Origin of the sequence: Kribbella sp. NPDC050124 (assembly GCF_044460355.1) — a bacterium.
Taxonomy (GTDB): domain Bacteria; phylum Actinomycetota; class Actinomycetes; order Propionibacteriales; family Kribbellaceae; genus Kribbella.
Map to the genome: position 1 here is coordinate 1,056,383 of NZ_JBITJU010000001.1, position 21,037 is coordinate 1,077,419.

The 21,037-nt window shown below is 69.4% G+C and carries 24 protein-coding genes, 1 tRNA gene, 1 other RNA gene and 1 pseudogene; 15 read left to right on the top strand and 12 right to left on the bottom strand.

Annotated features, from left to right (window positions below):
* Nucleotides 1-2: 2 nt before the first annotated feature.
* A complete protein-coding gene (locus ACIBL3_RS05345; protein ID WP_396351922.1) occupies nucleotides 3-479 on the top strand; it encodes a hypothetical protein in 477 nt (158 codons plus the stop codon).
* Here the strand turns inward: ACIBL3_RS05345 and ACIBL3_RS05350 are convergent.
* Nucleotides 457-954 carry a hypothetical protein gene (locus ACIBL3_RS05350; RefSeq protein WP_396351923.1) on the bottom strand — a complete coding sequence of 166 codons (498 nt, stop codon included), beginning with the start codon at nucleotides 952-954 and terminating at the stop codon, nucleotides 457-459. The genes ACIBL3_RS05345 and ACIBL3_RS05350 overlap by 23 nt on opposite strands.
* A gap of 246 nt (nucleotides 955-1,200) precedes the next feature.
* Here ACIBL3_RS05350 and ACIBL3_RS05355 point away from each other — a divergent pair, with 246 nt between their 5' ends.
* A complete protein-coding gene (locus ACIBL3_RS05355) occupies nucleotides 1,201-1,602 on the top strand; it encodes a VOC family protein (protein WP_396351924.1) in 402 nt (133 codons plus the stop codon).
* A gap of 214 nt (nucleotides 1,603-1,816) precedes the next feature.
* On the opposite strand, the gene ACIBL3_RS05360 is transcribed toward ACIBL3_RS05355, so the two are convergent.
* Nucleotides 1,817-2,203: a hypothetical protein gene (locus ACIBL3_RS05360; RefSeq protein WP_396351925.1), complete on the bottom strand. Its 387-nt coding sequence runs from the start codon at nucleotides 2,201-2,203 to the stop codon at nucleotides 1,817-1,819.
* Between the two features lie 288 nt (nucleotides 2,204-2,491).
* Nucleotides 2,492-2,579 (bottom strand) — tRNA-Ser (locus ACIBL3_RS05365).
* An 88-nt stretch (nucleotides 2,580-2,667) separates the two neighbouring features.
* Here ACIBL3_RS05365 and ACIBL3_RS05370 point away from each other — a divergent pair.
* From ACIBL3_RS05370 to ACIBL3_RS05380, 3 genes are all read left to right on the top strand, one after another.
* Entirely contained in the window at nucleotides 2,668-3,183 is a 516-nt protein-coding gene (locus ACIBL3_RS05370; RefSeq protein WP_396351926.1) for an RNA polymerase sigma factor, read from the top strand.
* Nucleotides 3,180-3,590: a hypothetical protein gene (locus ACIBL3_RS05375; protein ID WP_396351927.1), complete on the top strand. Its 411-nt coding sequence runs from the start codon at nucleotides 3,180-3,182 to the stop codon at nucleotides 3,588-3,590. The genes ACIBL3_RS05370 and ACIBL3_RS05375 overlap by 4 nt, the downstream gene beginning before the upstream one ends.
* A 157-nt stretch (nucleotides 3,591-3,747) precedes the next feature.
* Nucleotides 3,748-4,338 carry a CatB-related O-acetyltransferase gene (locus ACIBL3_RS05380; protein ID WP_396352306.1) on the top strand — a complete coding sequence of 197 codons (591 nt, stop codon included), beginning with the start codon at nucleotides 3,748-3,750 and terminating at the stop codon, nucleotides 4,336-4,338.
* Here ACIBL3_RS05380 and ACIBL3_RS05385 read toward each other — a convergent pair.
* Nucleotides 4,327-5,145: a TIGR03620 family F420-dependent LLM class oxidoreductase gene (locus ACIBL3_RS05385; RefSeq protein ID WP_396351928.1), complete on the bottom strand. Its 819-nt coding sequence runs from the start codon at nucleotides 5,143-5,145 to the stop codon at nucleotides 4,327-4,329. The two genes, ACIBL3_RS05380 and ACIBL3_RS05385, sit on opposite strands and share 12 nt — an antisense overlap.
* A gap of 57 nt (nucleotides 5,146-5,202) precedes the next feature.
* Here ACIBL3_RS05385 and ffs point away from each other — a divergent pair.
* Both ffs and nadE read left to right on the top strand, forming a co-directional pair.
* Nucleotides 5,203-5,299, top strand: an RNA gene (gene ffs / locus ACIBL3_RS05390) — signal recognition particle sRNA small type.
* A 40-nt stretch (nucleotides 5,300-5,339) separates the two neighbouring features.
* The gene (nadE, locus tag ACIBL3_RS05395; RefSeq protein WP_396351929.1) at nucleotides 5,340-6,155 is read left to right on the top strand and encodes an ammonia-dependent NAD(+) synthetase; all 816 of its coding nucleotides are present in this window, start codon (nucleotides 5,340-5,342) and stop codon (nucleotides 6,153-6,155) included.
* A 7-nt stretch (nucleotides 6,156-6,162) separates the two neighbouring features.
* Here the strand turns inward: nadE and ACIBL3_RS05400 are convergent, their stop codons facing one another.
* From ACIBL3_RS05400 to ACIBL3_RS05410, 3 genes are read right to left on the bottom strand one after another with little or no spacing between them, the layout of a single operon-like run.
* On the bottom strand, nucleotides 6,163-6,561 hold the full coding sequence (locus tag ACIBL3_RS05400; protein WP_396351930.1) for an SRPBCC family protein: 399 nt from the start codon (nucleotides 6,559-6,561) through the stop codon (nucleotides 6,163-6,165).
* A gap of 1 nt (nucleotide 6,562) precedes the next feature.
* Nucleotides 6,563-7,033: a MarR family winged helix-turn-helix transcriptional regulator gene (locus tag ACIBL3_RS05405; RefSeq protein WP_396351931.1), complete on the bottom strand. Its 471-nt coding sequence runs from the start codon at nucleotides 7,031-7,033 to the stop codon at nucleotides 6,563-6,565.
* Nucleotides 7,030-7,884: an N-acyl homoserine lactonase family protein gene (locus ACIBL3_RS05410; protein ID WP_396351932.1), complete on the bottom strand. Its 855-nt coding sequence runs from the start codon at nucleotides 7,882-7,884 to the stop codon at nucleotides 7,030-7,032. Before ACIBL3_RS05410 ends, ACIBL3_RS05405 begins: the two co-directional genes overlap by 4 nt.
* 122 nt (nucleotides 7,885-8,006) lie before the next feature.
* Between ACIBL3_RS05410 and ACIBL3_RS05415 the strand changes: the two genes are divergently transcribed.
* Nucleotides 8,007-9,632, top strand: a complete 1,626-nt coding sequence (locus ACIBL3_RS05415) for a long-chain fatty acid--CoA ligase (RefSeq protein WP_396351933.1) — start codon at nucleotides 8,007-8,009, stop codon at nucleotides 9,630-9,632.
* Between the two features lie 32 nt (nucleotides 9,633-9,664).
* Here ACIBL3_RS05415 and ACIBL3_RS05420 read toward each other — a convergent pair whose 3' ends face one another.
* Entirely contained in the window at nucleotides 9,665-10,705 is a 1,041-nt protein-coding gene (locus ACIBL3_RS05420; protein ID WP_396351934.1) for an NAD-dependent epimerase/dehydratase family protein, read from the bottom strand.
* 177 nt (nucleotides 10,706-10,882) lie between these two features.
* On the opposite strand from ACIBL3_RS05420, the gene ACIBL3_RS05425 reads away from it, so the two are divergent.
* Complete coding sequence (locus ACIBL3_RS05425; protein WP_396351935.1) at nucleotides 10,883-11,713, top strand: helix-turn-helix transcriptional regulator; 831 nt, start codon at nucleotides 10,883-10,885, stop codon at nucleotides 11,711-11,713.
* A gap of 33 nt (nucleotides 11,714-11,746) precedes the next feature.
* Here ACIBL3_RS05425 and ACIBL3_RS05430 read toward each other — a convergent pair whose 3' ends face one another.
* From ACIBL3_RS05430 to ACIBL3_RS05440, 3 genes are read right to left on the bottom strand one after another with little or no spacing between them, the layout of a single operon-like run.
* The gene (locus ACIBL3_RS05430; RefSeq protein WP_396351936.1) at nucleotides 11,747-12,562 is read right to left on the bottom strand and encodes a nucleotidyltransferase domain-containing protein; all 816 of its coding nucleotides are present in this window, start codon (nucleotides 12,560-12,562) and stop codon (nucleotides 11,747-11,749) included.
* Between the two features lie 14 nt (nucleotides 12,563-12,576).
* Nucleotides 12,577-12,888 carry a hypothetical protein gene (locus ACIBL3_RS05435; protein ID WP_396351937.1) on the bottom strand — a complete coding sequence of 104 codons (312 nt, stop codon included), beginning with the start codon at nucleotides 12,886-12,888 and terminating at the stop codon, nucleotides 12,577-12,579.
* On the bottom strand, nucleotides 12,888-13,187 hold the full coding sequence (locus ACIBL3_RS05440) for a hypothetical protein (protein WP_396351938.1): 300 nt from the start codon (nucleotides 13,185-13,187) through the stop codon (nucleotides 12,888-12,890). Before ACIBL3_RS05440 ends, ACIBL3_RS05435 begins: the two co-directional genes overlap by 1 nt.
* Before the next feature lie 346 nt (nucleotides 13,188-13,533).
* Here ACIBL3_RS05440 and ACIBL3_RS05445 point away from each other — a divergent pair.
* Nucleotides 13,534-15,825 (top strand): annotated as a pseudogene (locus tag ACIBL3_RS05445) (DNA polymerase III subunit gamma and tau); the annotation flags it as partial.
* A 1,205-nt stretch (nucleotides 15,826-17,030) separates the two neighbouring features.
* Here ACIBL3_RS05445 and ACIBL3_RS05450 read toward each other — a convergent pair.
* Entirely contained in the window at nucleotides 17,031-17,924 is an 894-nt protein-coding gene (locus tag ACIBL3_RS05450) for a sigma-70 family RNA polymerase sigma factor (protein WP_396351939.1), read from the bottom strand.
* Nucleotides 17,925-18,033: 109 nt separating this feature from the next.
* Here ACIBL3_RS05450 and ACIBL3_RS05455 point away from each other — a divergent pair, with 109 nt between their 5' ends.
* The 5 genes from ACIBL3_RS05455 to ACIBL3_RS05475 all read left to right on the top strand — a co-directional run bounded on the left by ACIBL3_RS05455 (nucleotide 18,034) and on the right by ACIBL3_RS05475 (nucleotide 21,014).
* Nucleotides 18,034-18,183: a hypothetical protein gene (locus ACIBL3_RS05455; RefSeq protein ID WP_396351940.1), complete on the top strand. Its 150-nt coding sequence runs from the start codon at nucleotides 18,034-18,036 to the stop codon at nucleotides 18,181-18,183.
* A gap of 107 nt (nucleotides 18,184-18,290) precedes the next feature.
* Nucleotides 18,291-18,905 (top strand): DUF2461 family protein, encoded by a 615-nt coding sequence (locus tag ACIBL3_RS05460; RefSeq protein WP_396351941.1) that lies wholly within the window; start codon nucleotides 18,291-18,293, stop codon nucleotides 18,903-18,905.
* A 199-nt stretch (nucleotides 18,906-19,104) separates the two neighbouring features.
* On the top strand, nucleotides 19,105-19,776 hold the full coding sequence (locus ACIBL3_RS05465) for a YbaB/EbfC family nucleoid-associated protein (RefSeq protein WP_396351942.1): 672 nt from the start codon (nucleotides 19,105-19,107) through the stop codon (nucleotides 19,774-19,776).
* 1 nt (nucleotide 19,777) lies between these two features.
* Complete coding sequence (gene recR, locus ACIBL3_RS05470; RefSeq protein ID WP_396351943.1) at nucleotides 19,778-20,377, top strand: recombination mediator RecR; 600 nt, start codon at nucleotides 19,778-19,780, stop codon at nucleotides 20,375-20,377.
* Nucleotides 20,370-21,014: a DUF5063 domain-containing protein gene (locus ACIBL3_RS05475; RefSeq protein ID WP_396351944.1), complete on the top strand. Its 645-nt coding sequence runs from the start codon at nucleotides 20,370-20,372 to the stop codon at nucleotides 21,012-21,014. The genes recR and ACIBL3_RS05475 overlap by 8 nt, the downstream gene beginning before the upstream one ends.
* The last annotated feature ends 23 nt before the right edge of the window (nucleotides 21,015-21,037 follow it).

The following is a 21,037-nucleotide window of genomic DNA, read 5'->3' on the forward strand; positions in this document are numbered from 1 at the left end:
GCATGAGACGTCGACTTTGGCTGTGGCTCGTGCCTGCGATCGCCGTGGTGGCCGTTGCGGGAGTCGTGATCGCGGTCGTTGTTGCTGATGGCCGCAATGGCCAAGCCGTTGCCGCGGCCCAGCCGACGTCTACGCCTTCGCTTTCGATCCCGATCGCGACCTCGGACTGGAAGCCGGGCGGCCCGAGGCTGCAGGCGTTGCGTACCGGGGTGGTACGGGCCGGCCCGGACGGTTGCCCGTACCTCACACCGGGAGACCCGAGGTCGACCGGCCGGACGCCACTCGTCTGGCCGGCCGGGTTTACAGCCCGGTACGGCGCCGACGGCAAGGTGGAGGTGCTCGCGCCCGACGGAACCGTGGCTGTGCGGGAAGGCGACCGGCTGTCGGTCGGTGGCGGTCTCCTTCCGCAGCGCGAGCCGAAGCCGTGCACCTCCGGCGCAAGCGACGCCTTTGTAATCATGGACGATCTCGTTCGGTAGAACGACAGGGCTTCTGCTGGTTCACGAACCGGGATCGCAGGGCGAGGTCGTCCATCGTCTCCAGTACGTGGAACCGGTCGACCTCCACCTTCGTCCGTGCCGGCTGGAACGTCGCCACCAGCTCACGAAGCTCGCCGTACGCCGCACCGGTCACGTCCGCGGTCAGCTGCAGGTACCCCGCGAGCAGCGGTCGCTCCACGGCTAGCGCACGTGCGGCCCGCTTATCCGCCGGCTCCACCGGCAGATAGATCCTCCCAGTGTTGAACTGCCCGATCCACGGCCCGCGCACAACGACATCAATCGGCCGGTCGAGCTCCCGCGGCTCGTCGCTCCCATGCACCAAGGTGGCATGCACCCGATCCGCCCTCAGATCGAGCCCCCGCCACCAGACCAGGTCGGACAGGCGTGAATCAGCCGGTGCCGCCAAGAACGCCTCCGGCCGCGGATCCGGCAACGGCACCACCAACGACCGCACCGCCGGCCAAAACTCTCCCGGCCCGACATCCGGCCCCAGCGGACCCCGCACCCGATCCCTCAACAACGGCAACTGCCGCACCCGATACCGCTCATCCAACCGCAACGACCCGTTCGCCCCCCACTCGAACTCCTGCGCGCCAACACCCCCAGCACATCCCCCATCCCAACCTCCCCACCGGCCGAACCTACCCCGACGAGAAACGGTCCGGTCGCCGCCCGTGCGCCGCGGGGGTACGGTCTGCGCATGACACGACCGCGAATGCGGATTGGGGCCGTCACGATCACGGCAGCACCGGCTCCGCACGCCGGGGAGCTGGCCAGGTTCTACGAACGCCTGCTGGGCTGGCGGATCGTTGACGAAGGGCCGAAGGGCGGTTGGGTCCAGCTTCACCCGCCCGAGGGCGAGACAGACAGGACGCTGCTTGGCATCAACATCGAGTCTGACCAGGAGCACGAGCGGCCGGTCTGGCCGAGCAAGCCCGGTGGGCAGAACGCGACGATGCACCTCGACATCGGCGTAGACGACCTCGATGAGGCGGTCTCGTGGGCCCTCGAGGCAGGCGCGAGTCTCGCTGAGGACCAGCCGCAGGAGCACGTGCGGGTCATGCTCGACCCGCACGGCAACCCCTTCTGCTTGTGCCGCTGACCTGGACGACGCTGAACCACAGAGGGCTGGTCGCCGCTGCGACCAGCCCTCTGTTCGTGTCCGTCCAGATCTGCCCACCCTCGTGTTCCAGCCGCTCTTCGGTCGAGTGCTGAAACACGAGGCGCGACGGGTTGAGCGGCGCGCGCAACAATCAACGAGGCGGCGCTGCAGTCTTCGTGCGCGAGCGTTGTTCTCCGTTCAAGGAGCGCGCTCGTTATGACGCCGGCGTGATGAAGACGACAACGGTCCCGAATGCGTGGAAGGTCCCCTCTGGCGACGTATCGGTGAAGTCGAAGGTGCAGCTGACGAGGTCCCCGTGGACGTTGGCCTTGGACCTCACGAGGTGCTGGGTCTCCGTCGGCCCTCCTGGCGGGGTGAACGTGAAGGTCGCGTCCAAGGACTGCACGACATAGACCGCGGTACCTCCCACGAGATGACCAGGCGTGAAGTCCCCATTGCCGTTGACTGCAACTTCGACCGTCTGTCCGTTGTCGCACCTCAGCGGAATGATGTCGCCTTTCGGGTCGGCTGCCGCAGTGGTGGCGATGGCTGTCATCGCGATGATCGCTGTGCCGAACACCGCGCAGATGCGCTTGAACATGTCTGACTCCCCCTCCGGACAGATGCCGCTGGTGATTTCGGAGCCCCCCTCCGACCAGACGGCCTCCTACCGTCGTACGCCGGTGGCCCGGGCGTGTCAACGCAGGCGGGCTGCTGTGGGCCACGCGCAGCCGGAGAGCTTCTCAGAGTCGGCTTGAGGGGCTGTAGAGACCCCGTTGAGACCCTGAACGACCAGAGGGCCGGTCGCACAAGCGACCGGCCCTCTGCCCATGTCCATCACCGTGCGCTGAAACCCGCGCTCTGACCTGCGGTTTCTTACTCCGGGGAGTGGCGGAGGATACGAGATTCGAACTCGTGAGGGGTTGCCCCCAACACGCTTTCCAAGCGTGCGCCCTAGGCCTCTAGGCGAATCCTCCAAGCGGAGAGGATACGCGAGACGGCTCGGGAACCTGAAATCGGGGGCGTGAACCTTGTGGGGGCGCCGCGCGACTGTGTGGGTGGGAGGTGAGCGTGGAGCGGGAGTGGGTGGCGGTGGTGGTGCGGGCTCAGGTGGGTGACCGGGAGGCGGTTGCCGAGCTGGTGCGGGGCTGGCACGAGCCGGTGTGGGGCTACGTACGCCGCATGCTCGCCCGGGACGACGTCGCGGACGACGTGTCGCAGGAGGTCTGGCTGGCCGTCGTACGCGGGCTGCCTCGGCTGAAGGAGCCGGAGCGGTTCGCGGCCTGGCTGTTCACCATTGCCCGCCGCGGCGTGGTCAACCAGCTCCGAGGCCAGTACGCCGACCCAGTGCAACAACCGCCGTACGACGAGCCGGACCCGGCGGATCAGGTGGTCGACAGGGTCGACGTACGGCGGCTGGTCGACCGGGTGCCCGTGGTCGAGCGGGAGGTGCTCGTGCTATTCCACCTGGAGGACCTGAGTCTGGAGGAGTGCGCCGAGGTGCTCGGCGTACCCGTCGGAACGGTGAAGTCTCGCCTGCACCGAGCCCGGCGGATGCTGCGGGAAGGAGCGGAGTCGTGATCTCAGCAGAGCAGACGATCGCCGGCCTGCAGGACGCCCTGTCACTCCGGCGCCGGGTCCGCTCGCTGGTGCAACTGACCGGCGTGGCGGCCGTGGTCACGCTCGTCACGATCCTCTGGTTGACCGAGGACGGCCTGCCGGTCCGGGCGCAGGTCGGATTCGCCGTCATCGTCGTCATCGGATTGCTGACGATGCTCGGAGCGGCGCGCACACTCCGCCGCCGAGGGCACCTCTTTGCCCGGGACCGCGTCATCGCCGGCTGGATCGCGGCTGGTTTCGCCGTCCTGCTCGCGGCCGGGCTGGGGCTCGCCGGCCGCGGCCTGCTCGGCCTGCCGATCGCGCTCGCCGCGCTCGGATTTCTAGCCCTCACCTTGCACGCCAGACGACGATTGGAGCGACGAGGATGAAACCGATCGGTCCCTTGGGGATTGCGCTGCGACGGTTCGGCACGAAGCGGGGAGCAGTGGTGGTCGCGGCGGCGCTGATCCTGCTGCTGGTGGTCGGGTTGCTCATCTAGGGTCGGTGTCAGTGGACGGAGCGCCGGATCCGAACGTCGTACACCCGATGCCCGACGTCGAGCGGGTGGTGCTGCTGAAGGCGGTGGTGAAGTCGCCGCTGATCGAGGTCGGGGACTACTCGTACTATGACGACCCCGAGGATCCGGCCGCGTTCGAGACCAGGAACGTGCTGTACCACTACGGTCCCGAGCGGCTCCGCATCGGCAAGTACGGCGCGCTCGGTGAGGGCACCACGTTCATCATGAACGGCGCCAACCACCGGATGGACGGCCCGTCGACGTTCCCGTTCCCGATCATGGGCGGCGCGTGGGCCGAGCACTTCGACCTGATCACCGATCTGCCGGGCCGTGGTGACACGGTGGTCGGCAACGACGTGTGGTTCGGGTACCGCAGTCTGGTGATGCCCGGCGTGACGATCGGGGACGGCGCGATCGTTGCATCCGGTGCGGTCGTAGTGGACGACGTACCGCCGTACGGGATCGTCGGCGGGAACCCGGCGAAGCTGATCCGCACCAGGTTCCCGGCGGCCGACGTGGAGCGCTTGCTGCGGATCGCCTGGTGGGACTGGCCCGTCGAGCGGGTCACTGCGAACGTCCGGGCCATCATGTCCGGCAGCATCGAGGAGTTACCCCAGTAGCGTGCTCGCTAGGGCTCGCCACTGCTCTACTGGCTGCGGTCCGGTGACGCCGGTGATCACGTTGATGGCTACGTGGTCGGCGCCGGCGGCCAGGTGCTCGCTCAGCTTCGCCTTGATGTCTGCTGGCGTGCCCCACGCGGCCAGTGCGTCGACCATGTGATCCGGCAGCTCGGCCTGCTCCTTGGCAGTGAACCCCTGCCGCTCGAGCGATGCGGCGTACCCAGGCAGTCGTGGGAAGAAGCTGATCGTGTCCCGCGCGATCGCCCGTGCCCGCTCCGGATCGCTCTCCATAACGACCAGGTGGCTGACTGCGAGCAGCTTGTCGGGGCCGAGCACCTTCCGTGCTTCGGCGGAGTACGACGGCGTGATCAGGAACGGGTATGCGCCGGCCGACCGGTCCCGCGCCAGTCCGAGCATCCGCGGCCCCAGCGCAGCGAGCAGGCGGTGCTCTACCGGTACGGCGTCCAGCGTGTCGAGGTAGGCGTTGAGTCTGGCGATCGGCTTGGGCCCGTGCGCGCCACCGAGGCCCACCGTGAACCGGCCCGGCGCGGACGCCTCCAGCGCGGAGTACGTCGTACTGACGTCGTCGGCGCCGTACTGGTCGACAGAGAGGATGCCGCTGACGAACTTGATCGACGAGGTCGCACCGACCAGGTCGACGACGGTCTGGAGCCCGGGCAGCGGACCGCCGGACAACCAGATCGCGGGGTATCCGAGCTCCTCGGCCGCAGCGGCGGCGGCCAACGACTCGGGGCTGCTGGTCAGGCCCGTGGTGATCCCGAAGGGACCGAATTGATGATTCGTCACCCAACCAGCGTAGGCCGCTCGATTTCGGACCGCACGCGGGCATCACGTACACTTCTGGCTGGTTCCCCGCGTGGCGGTATCTCGCCCAACTCCCCCAGGGCCGGAAGGCAGCAAGGGTAAGTGAGCTCTTCCGGGTGCGCGGGGAATCCTCATGTCTAGGCTGGTGCGCGAGACCCCAGCCCGTGAGGAGCCCGATGAGCGAGGAACGCCGCTACCTGCAGGAACTGATCATCGCCGAGCTCGGCGTCCCAGCGTCGTTCGACCCGGACACCGAGATCGAGCGCCGGGTCGAGTTCCTCGCCGACCAGCTCCGGCGGACCGGCGCGACGATGTACGTGCTGGGCATCAGCGGTGGCGTCGACTCCGGTACGGCGGGACGCCTTTGCCAGCTCGCGGTCGAGCGAGTCCGGGCCGAGGGCGGTCAGGCGACGTTCGTCGCGATGCGGCTCCCGTACGGCGTCCAGGCGGACGAGGCGGACGCACAGCGCTCGCTGGAGTTCATCAAGCCGGACGAGACGCTTGTGGTGGACGTGAAGCCGGCCACCGACGCGATGGTCGAGTCCGTCCGGCATGCAGGTCTCGGTGACCGCGAGGACTTCCACGTCGGCAACATCAAGGCCCGGCAGCGGATGATCGCGCAGTACGTCGTCGCCGGCGCCCGCAGCGGTCTGGTCGTCGGCACGGATCACGCCGCGGAGGCGGTGATGGGCTTCTTCACCAAGTACGGCGACGGCGCCTGCGACCTGACCCCGTTGTCAGGCCTGACCAAGCGCCGGGTCCGCGCGGTCGCCACCCGCCTGGGTGCGTCGGACGAGCTCACCGGCAAGGTCCCGACCGCCGACCTGGAGACCAACAAGCCCGGCCTCCCCGACGAGGTCGTCCTGGGCGTGACGTACGACGAGATCGACGACTTCCTCGAAGGCCACGAGGTCTCCGAGAAGGCCGCCGCCACCATCATCGCCACCCACCGTCGCACCGCCCACAAACGCGCCGTCCCACTGGCGGTCTGATCCTGCCTCAGTCGACCAGCCGGAGTTGACCGACACAGTCGGCCAGGCGCTCCAGCCGGACGGTCGCGATACCGCGGTAGGCGGTCCGCAGGAGTGCCGCGAGCGGTCCTGCCTGCGTGAAGCTGTGTCCGACCAGTCCGGCTTCGCCAATCGTCCAGGTCCCGGTCTCGCGGAAGCCCGGGACCTCCCACCGGAGCTCGATCCGGTCGGGCTCGATTGCCGTGTACTCCAGGCGGCCGCTGAGGCCCGGTCGGACGCGGAGGGTGTACTGCTGTCCCACTGCGGGATGCGGCGGCCCGTCGACGCCGAGGAACGCCTCGTTCCACAAGGGCAGCGCACGGGGGTCGAGAAGTACGGCGCGGATCCGGTTCGGGTCGGCTGGGATGACCAGGGTCGCTCGTTCCATGTCAGCTCTCCTTGGTGTCGGCGGGGCGGCGCCGGGCGAGGGCTTCGCCGGCGGGGAAGGCTGCAGCCAGCGCGCGCAGGGTTTCGATGGTCTGATCGACTGGCTGACCGGCGATGCGGTCGTCGATCGCCTCATGCAGCACGTTCTCCGCAGCGACGATCCGCCGGCTGACCTTGCGTCCTTCCGCGGTGAGGCCGAGGGTCAGATAGCGGCGGTCTGCCGGGTCGGTGTCGCGTTGGACCAGTCCTTGGGCCACCAGCCGTTCGACCAGCCGGCTCGGGCTGTTGCCGGTCTCGCAGACCAGCAGACCGCCGAGCGCGTTGAGGGTCAGCGGGCCGTGGTCCCGCAGTACGCGCAGCACCTCCGCCTGCGAGGGGGTCACTCCGATCGGCCGCAGTTCGGCGGCCAGCAGGCGGTTCCCCTCGCGCTGGATGGCGAGGATCAGGTACCGCAGCTCCTCCGCGGCCCTCATCGTGCGGCAGCCGTCGCCAGCGCCGACGCCGCGGCCGGGTCATGCGCGGCCAGTACGACGAGGCCCGGGTGGGCCGCTCGCAACTCGTTGACCTGGGCAATGGTTTGACGGAGCGCCGACGGGGAGCCGACCCCAGGGATCTCGCCGGCCGCCAGCAGTTCGGCGTCGTAGGTGAGGTCTCCGACCATCAGCAGCGGCGGCGCGTCCGGACGCCGTACCAGCAGGGACTGGGAGCCGGGGGTGTGGCCGGGCGTCGGCAGCAGGACCAGGCTGCCGTCTCCGAACAGATCGTGACCGCTGCCGAACGGCGCGAGGACCGGATCACCGAGGGGCTCCGGCCGGATGAGCTCCCAGCGCAGGCCGGGCAGCTCGATGTGTCGGCGCAGGAAGCCACGGGCGGCCGCCAGCGGCCGGCGCATCGACGTCCACTCAGGCTCGCTGATCACGATGCGCGCGTGCGTCAGCTCGGGCAGTCCGCCGATGTGGTCCTGGTGGAGGTGCGACAGGACTGCGGTGTGAACGTCGCGGATGTCGTACCCGTTCGCCGCGAGCTGCCGCGTCAGCGTCTGCTCCGGCCCGATCTCGAACTTCGCCAGTCGGTCGTAGACCAGACCGTTCAGTCCGCCGGGGAAGTAGTCGGCGTCGGTGACGGACGCGCGGTCCTGGCCGGTGTCGAACAACACCAGGCCCTCGGAGTGCTCCACGACGTACGCATTGATCGGCCGCGGGGCCGTCCACTGGCGCGAGGTCGCCAGCCAGACGTAGGTGTTCTTCTTCGTCGGCCCGACGTGCTCGGGCCGGATCTGAACGGTGCCGGTGCTCACCACGGACACTCGGGAGATGGTCGTCATGGGTAATACATTACACGACATGTATGTCGTGTCATCTGTCTGTCCGGAATGCGTGAAGAGTGCGTGAGAAAGTCCGGATGAGGTCATGGTCAAGGCGTCGTCGCGGCTGGCAGAGTGTCGGCATGAAGGGTCTGATGCAGGACTACCAGCTGTCCCTGGACACCATCTTCCTCCGGGCTGAGCAGTTCTACCCGGACAAGACCGTCTACACCGGCGGTCCGGCGCCGTCGAAACTGACGTACGCCGAGTGGGCCACGCGGACCAGACAACTGGGCGGTGTGCTGGACGCCCTCGGGATCAGCGCGGACGGCCGGGTGGCGACGTTCGCGTGGAACTCGGGGCGCCACCTCGAGCTGTACTTCGGTGCGCCCTGCACCGGCCGGGTCCTGCACACGCTGAACATCAGGCTCTTCCCCGACCAGGTCGTGTACATCGCGAACCACGCCGAGGACGAGGTCGTTTTCGTCGACCGTTCGCTGCTCGGTCTCTTCCTGCCGCTGCTCGACCGGTTGCCGCTGGTCAGGCACGTCGTCGTGATGGACGATCTGCCGGCCGGCGCGCCCGGGGCGGAGGTGCCGGACGATCCACGGTTCCACGACTACGAGGAGTTGCTGGCCGCGGCGGATCCGGTCGAGTTCCACGTCGAGGACGAGAACCAGGCCGCCGCGATGTGCTACACGAGCGGTACGACGGGGCATCCGAAGGGAGTGGTGTATTCACACCGGTCCACCTGGCTGCACTCCATCGGCGTCCTGACCAACGCGGGGATCGGGTTGGCGGAGACGGACACCGTGATGCCGGTCGTGCCGATGTTCCATGCGAACGCGTGGGGTCTCGCGCATGCGGCGCCGATGGCCGGTGCGTCGCTGGTGTTCCCGGGGCCGGACATGAGTCCGCAGGGGATTCTCAAGCTCTTGCAGGAGCAGGAGGTGACGCTGGCTGCGGGTGTGCCGACGATCTGGCAGGGATTGTTGCCGTTGCTGGACGGGGTCGAGTTGCCGAAGCTGCGGCGGGTTCCTTGTGGCGGGTCCGCCGTACCGATGGCGCTGTCCGAGGCGTTCCGGGAGAAGCTCGGCCGGCCGATCCTGCAGGCGTGGGGGATGACCGAAACCAGCCCGGTGGCGACGGCGGCGCACGTGCCGGCTCGGTACGAGGAGCTGGCCGAGGACAAGAAGGCCCGGCTGCGGGCACGGCAAGGTCAACCACTGCCCGGTGTCGAGGTGCGGATCGTCGAGCCCGGGTCGATCACGCCGTTGCCGTGGGACGACGAGGCGACGGGTGAGCTGCAGGTGCGCGGGCCGTGGATCGCGGCGGAGTACTACCGGCCCGATGCGGGTGTCCAGCTCAGCACGGAAGACGGCTGGATGAAGACGGGCGACGTGGCGGCGATCGACCAGTTCGGCTCGGTGCGACTGGTGGACCGCACCAAGGACCTGGTGAAGTCCGGAGGCGAATGGATCAGCTCGGTCGAGCTGGAGAACTTGCTGATGGCTCACCCGGCGGTGAAGGAGGCCGCCGTGATCGGTGTGCCGCACCCGAAGTGGGACGAGCGTCCACTGGCCTGCGTGGTCCTCGCCGAAGGCGAAACCGCCACCGCGGAAGACATCCTGGAGTACCTGCGACCTCGGGTAGCGAAGTGGTGGCTCCCCGACGCTGTCGAGTTCATCGACGAGGTCCCCAAGACCTCCGTCGGCAAGTTCTCCAAGAAGGACCTCCGCACCCGCTTCGCCGACTACCACCTCGACTAAACGGCTGCCTGGTGTCGTGGTCGAGGAGGTCCTCAGGCGATGCGCAACTCCTCCAGTCCGGCGGCGAAGGTCACGCAGGGCTGGTAGTCCAGATCGGTGCGGGCGTTGGAGATGTCGTAGCTGCGGTCGCGCCCCATGACCGCAACCAGCCAGTCGTACAGCGGCGGCGGAGTACGGCGACGCAGCAGTCTCCAGGTCCGGTCCAGAGTCCTGGCGACTGGCGAGGCGACGGCACGCGGAACGCTTCGGGCGCGGCTGACATCCGCGCCCATGGTCTCCAGGAGCGGGGTGAAGAAGGACCGGACCGTCATCGGAGCACCGTCGGTGACGTAGTAGACCCTGCGGTCGTAGCCGCGGCTCAGCGCGGCCGCCGTCGCGGCTGCGAGATTGTCGACGTGGACGAAGTCGATGACGTGCCGTCCGTTGTCGATCCAGGCCCATCGGCCGGCAGCGGCCGCGTTCGCAGCCTCGAGCATGGTCGCCATCCCTTGGCCCCAGATGAATGGCGGACGCAGCGTTATCAGCGTCATTCCGGGGGTGGCGATGTCTGCCAAGGCACGCTCGGTCGCAAGCTTCACCCGGGCGTAGGCGATGATCGGCCGACCGGTCGGCGTCGCCTCGTCGACCACGGCAGGCGTGCCGCCGCGGTCGGTCGACACAGCGGCGGCGCTGATCAGCACGAATCTCTTGACGCCGCCAGCCGCCGCGGCAGTGAACAGGGAAACCGTCGGCCGGTGGTTGTCCCGCTCGAATCCGGCGTCCGGTCCCCAGAACTCCATCCGGGCAGCCGAGTGGATCACCGCTTCGCATCGGTCCAGAACTGCCAACCAGGCCGGCGCCGGTCGCGATGCCGATGCCGATGCCGTGCCGACCGTCGTTCCCGTGTGCGTTTCGCCGGAGTGCGCGCTCAGTTCCGCGAGATCGCCGAGGACGGGCGTCGCTCCGGCTTGCTCCACCCGCCGGGCGGCCTCAGCACTGCGCGCCAGTGCCCACACCACGTTGCCGTCGGCCACCAGACGTGCAATGAGGTGTTGTCCGACGAAGCCGCTGCCGCCGGTGAGAAATATGTCCATGCCAGCTCCCAATGCCATCGATGACGGACGAGTCGATTCGGTGCCGCGGGCGGCAATCGCACCAGGACCGCGACTGAGCTCGATGGTCAGCCTGCGGGCAGCTCCCGGAGAAGCCACAGATCTTCCTGGTACAGCTGGTACCAGCCACGAGAGGCAGGCGCGCGGGAAGATGGCTCTATGAACGAACTCGGTGTCGCGTTGCGAGCCTGGCGAGACCGGCTCGACCCCGGCGCCGTCGGGCTGCCGCACTACTCCCCGCGCCGAGTCGCCGGCTTGCGGCGGGGTGAACTGGCGCAACTAGCGGGCATCTCGGCCGAGTACGTCGTACGGCTCGAACAAGGACGCGCATCGACGCCGTCGGCCCAGGTCTGCTCCGCCCTCGCCCGCGCGCTGCAACTGTCCGACGACGAGCAGGCCCATCTCCTCCGCCTGGCCGGCCATGCCGCGGATCCGGACCGGATCCCACGGTTGGTCCCCACCAGCGTGCACAGGATCGTGGATCAGCTCGCCGACATCCCGGTGGCGGTGTGCGACGCTGCGTGGCAGATGCTGCACTGGAACCCGCTGTTCGCCGCGACCTTCGGCGATCCCACCAGACGAGGCGACGACGAACGCAACGCACTGATCGCCCAGTTCGAGGACCAACCGACCCGAATCCGACAGACGACCGCGGAGCGGATCGCGTTCGAGGAGTCACTGGTCGCCGACCTTCGGGCGACGACGAGCCGGTACCCGGACGACCTCGATCTCAGAGCCTTGGTCTCGCGGCTGAACCGCGGTCCCCGGTTCCGTGGGCTCTGGGCGCTCCGGTCGGTGGGCGACCACCAGGGCGCGCACAAGATCGTCGTCCATCCGGACGTGGGAGACATCGCTGTCGACTCCAACGTGCTCACGACCCAGGGCACGGACCTCCGTCTCGTCGTGGACACGCCACGCGACTCGCACGCCAGGAGCAAACTCGATCTCCTGTCCGCCATCGGCATCCAGGAAATGACCTCGACGAGCTGACAGGCAGCGTAGGGGGCGTCGCGGTCGCCTCGATCAGTCGAAGTCCGCGCCGAAGTGCCGGCGCAGATGGTCAAGGGTCGCGTCGACGAACTCGGTCGGCCAGCCCTCGCCCGTCTGTTTCGCCAAGGCGGTTCCCCGGCGGATGAACTCGCGGCAAAGGTACTGGTTGGCCGCGATGATGTCGGCCGGCTCGGAACCGGCGGCCGGGATCGACTCGAGCGCGGTGCGTTGCTCGTCCGACAGGAGCGCGTTCAACCGCTTGGCTCCACCGGTCCGTCGTACGCCGCGCTCGGCGAGCATCACCGCGATCAGTTGGTCGCGGACCGCGCCGACGCCCTGGTTGCCGACGATTCGCTCGTCCCGGCCGAGCACGGTCACGAGGTTGCCCAGGAAGTAGAAGAAGAGGTTCACGGTCTGCTCGGGCCAGTACGGCGTACCAGGGCGACCGCCTGTCGCCGGCAGGTCGCCGTCGGGGAACAGCGTCCCGTCCCGGTCGAACAGCACCCGGACCCCGTCGTACTGGAAGCGATCGAAGGATCCGATCGGATGACAGAAGAGGTCGACATGCAACCAGTCCGGCGTGATGCCCAGCCCGCCGACCATCCCCGGCACCCGGTCAGCGAGCACGGTCGGTCCGGTCAGCACCCGCAGTACGTCGGGCCAGTGCTCTTCGAACCACGGCAGGCTCTCGTCGGTCACGACGCAGTGCACGTCGACATCGCTGAACCTGTCCGCCTCGCCGGTTCCGTAACTGCCGACCAGGTAGACACCGAGGATGCGATCGTCGTCCGGGAGCACGGCGCGGGCGCGCTCGATGACCTGCTGCTGCCTGTCGTCTCCGATTGTCACCCGCGCCAGCGTACTTACTCGCCGTACAACGGCAGCCCGTTGTAATCCGCCCACCGGAGGTCGACCGGGTCGCCGAACGCGCCGGGTACCTTGCCGAGCCCGCGGATGACTGTTGCGGTCCCGGCGGCCTGGCCGACGGTGTAGAGGTGGCCGGAGCCGGTGGCCTTGTCGATGCCGAGCAGCAGAGTCCCGGACTGCCCGCAGCGGCTGCTGATCAGGGACTCGAAGCCTTGCCAGGTGGAGCTGCGGACGACCTTCACCACCGGGCGCATCGGCGACGTCAACGGGATCCGCACGGTGTAGAGCGCCCTGCCGCGTGTCGTCATCAGCAGGGTGTCGTAGGTGCTAGTCCCCGCTCAAGCCGCGGTCGCAGCGCGTACAGTCGCCCGGTCGACGCCGCGGGGTCCGATGCGACCTGCTGTGAGCTGCTGAGCGCTACGAAGGGGTCCCGGCCACCGCCGATCCGGTCCAGGATCACGTCGTACGGCCGGTCGGTGCCGTCGAAGACCGGGTAGGTCAGCCGGTGCAGCGCCGAGCCGATGACCACGTGGCCGCTCATCACGGCGTAGCCCTGCGCAGCCCATGCCGCCACAACGCCGGGAACGGTCGCCAGGAGCCGGGTCATGTCGCTGTTGAGCCGCACCCGGTCGGGCGAGAAGACACCACGCCCGCGTACGACGTCGTGGACTTTGCTGACTGGCCTCGTACTCGCGAAGAGCTGCGACCTGTGGCTGCCGCTTGCAGTTACTGAACCGGCAGCGAGCTGGAATGCGGCTGCTGAACCGGTCGACGGCCGGCATGCATCCGTCGTACTCGTCGAGCTTGGGACGGCTGTGCCAGCCATAAGCAGCGTGGCGGCTGCGGCGGCGCTGATGATGGCGCGCTGGAGGATGTGCGTCGAATCCTTGTCCTGTCATGGTCCACCCCCGGTTGTTTGTCGTACGAACACGACTCCTGGCCCCGGGGTGAAGTTGCACCCGGCCGGGCGCGGGGAGGATTTGTCGGCGAGCGGCGCTAGGGTTGCGGGCGTGGAAGCACCCCTTGCGCTGTACCGCCGGTATCGCCCGGAGACGTTCGCCGAGGTGATCGGGCAGGACCATGTCACCGCGCCGCTGCGGAACGCGTTGAGCAACAACCGGGTCAACCACGCCTACCTGTTCTCCGGCCCGCGTGGGTGTGGCAAGACCACCAGCGCCCGAATCCTGGCCCGCGCGATCAACTGCGAGAAGGGCCCGATCGCGGAGCCGTGCGGGGTGTGCAAGTCGTGCACCGACCTGGCCCGCGGCGGACCCGGCAGCATCGACGTGATCGAGATCGACGCCGCCTCGCACGGCGGTGTCGACGACGCGCGCGACCTGCGCGAGCGGGCGTTCTTCGCGCCGGTGGAGAGCCGCTACAAGATCTACATCATCGACGAGGCGCACATGGTGACCACGCAGGGCTTCAACGCCCTGCTGAAGCTCGTCGAGGAGCCGCCGCCGCACCTGAAGTTCATCTTCGCCACCACCGAGCCGGACAAGGTAATCGGGACGATCCGGTCCCGGACCCACCACTACCCGTTCCGCCTGGTCCCGCCGAAGGTGCTCGGCGACTACATGGCTTCGCTGTGCGAGTCCGAGGGCGTCGCGATCGAGCCGGCGGCGCTGCCGCTGGTCGTGCGGGCCGGTGCCGGGTCTGTCCGTGACTCGCTGAGTGTGCTCGACCAGCTGATCGGTGGTGCGGGGCCGGACGGCGTCACCTACGAGCTGGCCGTCGCGCTGCTCGGGTTCACGCCGGACTCGCTGCTCGACGCGTGCGTCGACGGGTTCGCGGCGCACGACAGCAAGGCCGTGTTCGAGACGATCGAGAAGGTCATCGAGACCGGTCAGGACCCGAAGCGGTTCGCCGAGGACCTGCTCCGGCGGTTGCGTGATCTCGTCGTGCTGTCCGCCGTACCGAACGCCATCATCTCCGGCCTGATCGAGGCCGCGGAGGACCAGGGTGAGCGGCTGCAGACGCAGGCTGCCGGGATCGGGGCGGCGGAGCTGACGCGGGCGGCGGACATCGTTGCAGCCGGTCTGCTGGAGATGCGCGGGGCGACGGCGCCGCGGCTGCAGCTGGAGCTCATCTGCGCCAAGGTGCTGCTGCCGGGGGCCGACGACTCGACCAACGGCATCCAGGCCCGCCTCGACCGCATGGAGCGCCGCCTCACCATCGGAACACCCGCTGGCGCCCAACCGGCCGACTACGCGCCGGCCCCAGGCCCAGACGCCGCCACCAGCCGAGCCGCAGCCCGAGCCGCCGCCAGCACCGGTGGTACGGCGCCCGCCGGCACAACTGAGCCAGCTGGCGGAGCCGCTGGTGCCGCCCCCGCCGAAGCTGGTGGAGCGAGCGGTGCCGGTGGTCCGGGCGCTGGAGCTGGCGGTGCGGGGACTGAGACGGCCGGTGGGGGTGCGCGGCCAGCTGACAGTGCGCCCGCGGACAGCGGTCGTGGCGGGTCCGGAGATCGTGCTGCGGGCGGTGGCAGTGCTGCAGGTGGCGGTCGGTCTGCAGGCGGTGGTCGGTCTGGTGACGGCGCGGCTGCTGGCGCTGGCGCTCGTACTGGTTCCTGGTCGGACGAGTCGGCTGCGTCTTCGGCAACTGGCGGGGCTGCTTCGTCGCAGTCATCAGGCGCACCATCCAGCCAGACCGGTTCGGCGGCGGCGCAGGCACCGCTAGCTGGTGGCGCCGCGGCGGGAGGTGCGGCTGCGGCGGCTCCGTCTGCGGGGGCTGTGGGGCTGGCGGACATTCGGCGGTTGTGGCCTGAGGTGCTCGAGGCGGTGAAGAGCAAGCGGCGGTTCGCCTGGATCATGCTCAGCCAGAACGCACAGGTCATCGCCATCGACGACCAGACCCTGACCCTCGCCCTGGTGAACTCCGGCGCCCGCGACAGCTTCGCCCGCTCCGGCAGCGACGAGATCCTGCGCCAGGCGATGATCGACACCATCGGCCTCAACCGCCGCGTCGAGGCCGTAGTCGACCCCTCCACCGACCCAGGCGCCGGCGGCCCCACCCACAACACCGGCCCCCACCCTGGCGGCCCCCAAGGCGGCGGCTCAAGCGGCGGCCCCCAGGCCGGTGGTCCGGGCGGCGGGCCCCAGAGCGGCGGTCCGACCGGTGGAACCCACGGCGGTGATCCGGGTGGCGGATCCCCCGGCGCCCCCGGAGGCGAGTCCGCCGGCGGAGCTGCCAGTTCGGGCGCCGGCTGGGGTGACGCTGGCCCTGGCGGCGCAGCCGGTGGTCCCGCGGGCGCAGGCGGTGCGGCCGGCGGTGCCGGGAGCGCGAGTGGAGCGGTGCCGGGCTCGGGTGATCGTGATCCTGGCGGCGCGGCTGGTGGTTCCGCGAGTCGCGCGGCTGGTGGTAGCGGGAACGCGAGCGGAGTGGGGCCGGGTGCGGGCGCTGGCTGGGGTGATGGTGGTTCCGGTGGCGCGGTCGGTGGTTCCGCGGGCGCGAGTGGCGCGGCTGGTGGTAGCGGGAACCTGAGCGGTGCGGGTGGTGCTGCGAACTCGAGTGGTGCTGCTGGTGGTTTTGGGGACGTGAGCGGTGGTGGATCGGGCGCGGCTGCGGCCGGTGGGGCGGCGGTGAGTGGGCCTGCAGGTTCTCGGGCGCGTGCCGATGGCAGCCCTGGTGGGTCTGGTTCGGCGGCAGCGAGCGGGTCCGGTGGCGGCGCTGCGCACGGGCTGGCCGCGGGCCAGGGCGGCGGCGCGTCGGGACGAGGTGCCGCGGGTGGTGCCGGCAGCGATTCGGCGGGAGGTGCGGATCGGGCTGGGAACACCCCGGCCGGGAGCGGATCGACTGGGAGTGGGTCGGCCGGGAGCGGGTCGACTGGCAGTGGGGCGGGCGGGACCGGATCAGCCGGAAGCGGATCGGGCGGGACTGGGTCGGGCGGGGCGGCGCGTTCTGGGCAGTGGGACGAGGGGGTGGGGGCGGCGATTGCTTTGCAGGAGCCGCCGGATGAGTACGACGTACCGCCGGAGCCTGATCCGTGGGAGGACGGTCCCACCCGGCGCCCGACGCCAGAGGCCGGACGGGCGGCCGGAGCGGCGCCGGGTAAGGCGGCTGCGGCGGGGAAACGGCGGGAGCAGGCGGGGAGTAAGCGGCGGGCGGCGGAGGCGGCTGTGGCTGCTGAGCAGGCTCGACGGGCGGCGGCGAAGGCGGTGCCGGAGGTCCGGCTGACGCCTGAGGAGGAAGCCGACGCGATCGGCGAGGACGATGTGGTGCTGGAGGACGACTCCCGCTCGCACACCGACCTCCTGCGCGAAACCCTCGGCGCCCAGATCATCACCGAGGAACCCAATTAGTCCCACCCCACCCCACCGCCGCCCCCATGTGACCATTTCATGGGGCACCCCATCAAATGGCTCCTCCTCAGCTCGAATTTCATCGGAGGAGGAGCAAGCTCAGGGGGTACCCCATCAAATGGCGCGGGGTGGGGATAGGGAGATACGCCCTAGGCCTCGTCGAGGTATGTGATCGCGACGCCGTCCAGCAGGGCGGGGTCGGTGAGGATGTCGAGCGCCGTGACCCGGTCCGCCGCGACCGTGAAGAGTACGGCCGATGTTGGCACATGCTGGGTGAGAGCCACCGCACCGAGCGCGCCGTTGAGCAGCGCCGGTCGAGTGACTTCGGCCAGCCGAGCACAGGTCGCAGCACCCTCGGCCACCGCCCGCGCGCCTTCGACAACACCGGCCGGCCGAAGCGCGCCGTACGTGTGAACTACCACGTCCGGATCCAGCAGCCGGACCAGCGTCTCGAGATCGCCACCCCGAGCCGCAGCCAGGAACGCATCGACGACCGCCCGATCGGCCGCTGCCGGTGCGGACGGCGCACCACGGATCCGGCGCCGGGCCCGGCTGGCCAGCTGCCGGGTAGCGGTCGGAGTGCGGCCGACGACAGGCGCGATGTCGTCGAACGGCACCTCGAACAGATCGTGCAGAACGAATGCCAGCCGCTCCGCCGGCGCAAGAGTCTCCAGGACCTCGACCAACGCGACGCCGATCGAATCCGCCAGCATGGCCTCGGCCTCGGGGTCCGCGTCATCCACAGCGGAAAGCGAAGCGGGCTGGTAGGACGGCAACGGTTCCTCGCGGAGCCTGCCCCGGTCGCGCAGCATGGTGAGGCAGACGCGCCCGACCACCGTCGTCAGCCAGGCGCCGAGATCCTCCACCGTGGACGTGTCGGTGCGATGGAGCCGCAACCAGGTTTCCTGTACGGCGTCGTCGGCCTCAGTCGCCGAGCCGAGGATCCGCTGCGCGACCGCACGCAAATGCTCACGGTGCTTCTCGAATCGAAGCATCAGCACCTGCTCGGCGGGCAGCGGTTCGGGAAACTCGCCTTGGCTCATTGGTCACGTTCCTTCGTCGGTTGAGGGGTCAATGGACTGACCCGTGAGACCGCGCCGATGTGACAGCGGCGCCTTGTACTGCAGGAGGAAGACGACGACGGACCTGCGGATGAAGACCCCGGCACTCGTACTGCCGGACGGGATGAAAGGCATCCAGTACTTGCTCAAGGCCACCAATTCCGGAGGTGTGCCGCAGGAGGCGAAGAAGGCGGGGGAGACGGACGGGCGTCTGGCCGGGCGCGGCACGCGCCGTACCTAACCCCGGCGGAGCGGCCTTGGAGCTGACCGAGGTCGTCACCCGTCGCGCCCAGCGGCAGTTCATCGGGGCACAGTGGATTGTCGGTGGGCGGTGGCAGATTGCGGGGTATGGCGTTTCAAGGGTGGACTGACGCGGCGTACGACGTACTGGTCGATCTCGAAGGGGATCCGGGGCCGGCGCAGTTGGAGACGCATCGGGACGACCTGGAGCGGCATGTCCGTGGGCCGTTGCAGCTGTTGTGCGACGAGCTCAACGAGACGGGCGAGTTCGGGACGTTCTGGCTGAGTGGTCTGTCCGGGCACGCGGCTGGGTGGCAGTCCTCTCGCGCGACGTGGTGGATCGCGCGCCGGATCCGGATCACGTTCACGTTCGACCTCGATGGGTTCGCGCTCGGTGGGGGCTCAGCGAGCCCTGCCGGTGATCAGGTGGCGCTGTTCCGGCAGATGGTGGACGCGGAGCCCAGTGGCGGTGAGCTGGCCGCGGTCGTGAAGCGGCTCGGCCGGAATGGGTACGACGTGACCGGCCCGATCAGCCGCCGCGTGCCGGCCCAGTTCGCACCCGATCACCCCAGAGCCGACCTCCTCCGCCGTCGCGCCGTGTACGCCGAGAAGCCCCTCGACACCACCGACGTCAACCAGATCCGCAAGTCCCTCCGCCCGCTTGTGGAACTGACCACCTGGTACACCGACTACATCGCCCCGTCCGGTTGGGAAGTGCCCTAGTCCACAACCCCGCCCACACGCGCCCGGGGGATTCAGGGAGGGGCTTCCACAGCATCCACAGGGGTGTGGATAACGTTGTTCACAGGGTTGTGGACAACCTGGGGAGACTGGTCGGTTTCTGGTTCGTGGGTGGGGTTGTCCGGGGGACCGGATAGGGTTGAGGCTCGGTAACAGGTAGCGGCTCGACGAGGAGATCGCGGTGTTCGACGGTGGCGGTGCTGGCGGCTTCGACATGTCCGACCTGCTCGCGCAGGCGCAGGCGATGCAGAACCAGCTGATGGAAGCCCAGGCCAACCTGGAGAGCCAGGAGATCGAGGGCTCGGCCGGTGGTGGGCTGGTGACCGCGCTGGTGTCCGGGACCGGTGAGCTGCTCAGCCTGAACATCAAGCCGGAGGCCGTCGATCCGGACGACACCGAGACGCTGGCCGACCTGGTCGTCGCCGCCGTCCGGGACGCCTCGGAGAACGCGAAGCAGATCGCGGCCCAGGCGATGGGCCCGCTGGCCGGCGGGATCCCGGGCTTCGGGTCCGAGGGGCCCGGCTTCGGCGGTGGGTCGTCCGCGCCGGCCGGTTTCACGCTGCCGGGTGCAGCGCCGGGTGGGAGCATCACCGGCGGAGGTCCGACGATCGCCGCAGACACCCCGGATGAGGACGACTCCGGTCCGGACGGCTCAAGAGCAGACGGGCCGAGCGCGAGCGGATCCAGCGCCGCAGACAGCGCGAGTGGCTCCAGCGCGGCGGACAGCACGAGCGGCGTGAGCGCCGGCGAGAGCTCCGGTGCGCCCGGCGCTGGGCCGGGCGCGGGTGCCGGTGGGGTCGGGTTCGTGAACCCGGGTGGCGGGGCCGGGCTTTCCGGTCGGGACTCGGGCTGACGTGTACGAGGGGGCCGTACAGGACCTCATCGACGAGCTCGGCCGGTTGCCCGGCGTCGGTCCGAAGTCCGCACAGCGCATCGCGTTCCACCTGCTCGCTGCCGACGAGACCGACGTGCGACGACTCGCGCACGTGCTCGTGCAGGTGAAGGAGAAGGTCAAGTTCTGCGAGATCTGCGGCAACGTCGCGGAGGACACGCAGTGCCGGATCTGCCGGGACCGGCGCCGCGACCTGAGCCTGATCTGCGTGGTCGAGGAGGCCAAGGACGTGGTCGCGATCGAGCGGACCCGCGAGTTCCGCGGCCGCTACCACGTGCTCGGCGGGGCGATCTCGCCGATCGAGGGGATCGGGCCGGACGAGCTGCGGATCAAGGAGCTGATGCAGCGGCTGGCCAGTGGTGAGGTGACCGAGATCATTCTCGCCACCGACCCGAACCTGGAGGGTGAGGCGACCGCCACCTACCTGAGCCGGTTGCTCCGGCCCATGGGGTTGCGCGTCACCCGTTTGGCTAGTGGACTTCCAGTAGGCGGTGATCTCGAGTACGCCGACGAGGTCACCCTCGGACGGGCGTTTGAAGGGCGACGATCGATCGATGACTGAACCAACCGATATTGCAGAACGCGCGCTGGGCACGGACTCCGAGGACCTCACCGAGTTCGCCGAGCAGATCGCCGACCAGGTGCGAAGCTTCCTGATCTCGGTGCGCGACATCGCGGCGCAGCCGGACGAGGACGGCGTCGACGAGGGGCTCGCCTCGCTGCCGTACCTGCTGCTCGAGGTGAGCCAGTTGCTGCTCGCCGGCGGCCGGCTGGGCGCGTTCGAGGACTTCGTGCCGGAGGAGCGCTTCGAGAGCGACGCCGGCCCGGACCCGGACCTGGACGCGATGCGGGACCGGCTGGCGGTGCTGTTCGAGGGCCTGGACGAGTACGCCGAGGTCTTCGACCCGTACGCCGCCCCGCCCGAGATCACCGTGAACCGGTTGTCCGACGACCTCACCGCGATCGCCACCGACCTGGTGCACGGTCTCGCGCACTATGAGGACGGCCGGATCATCGAGGCGCTGTGGTGGTGGCAGTTCTCCTACGTGTCCACGTGGGGCGCCGCGGCGAGCGCCGTACTGCGGGCCATCCAGTCGCTGATCGCGCACGACCGGCTCGAGCCGGCCCACGACGCCGAGACCGAGGCCACCGACCGCGAGCTCGTCGAGGTCGCCGAAGAAGCCGTCCAGCGCCGCTGACGAGAGTTATCCACAGGCCAGCT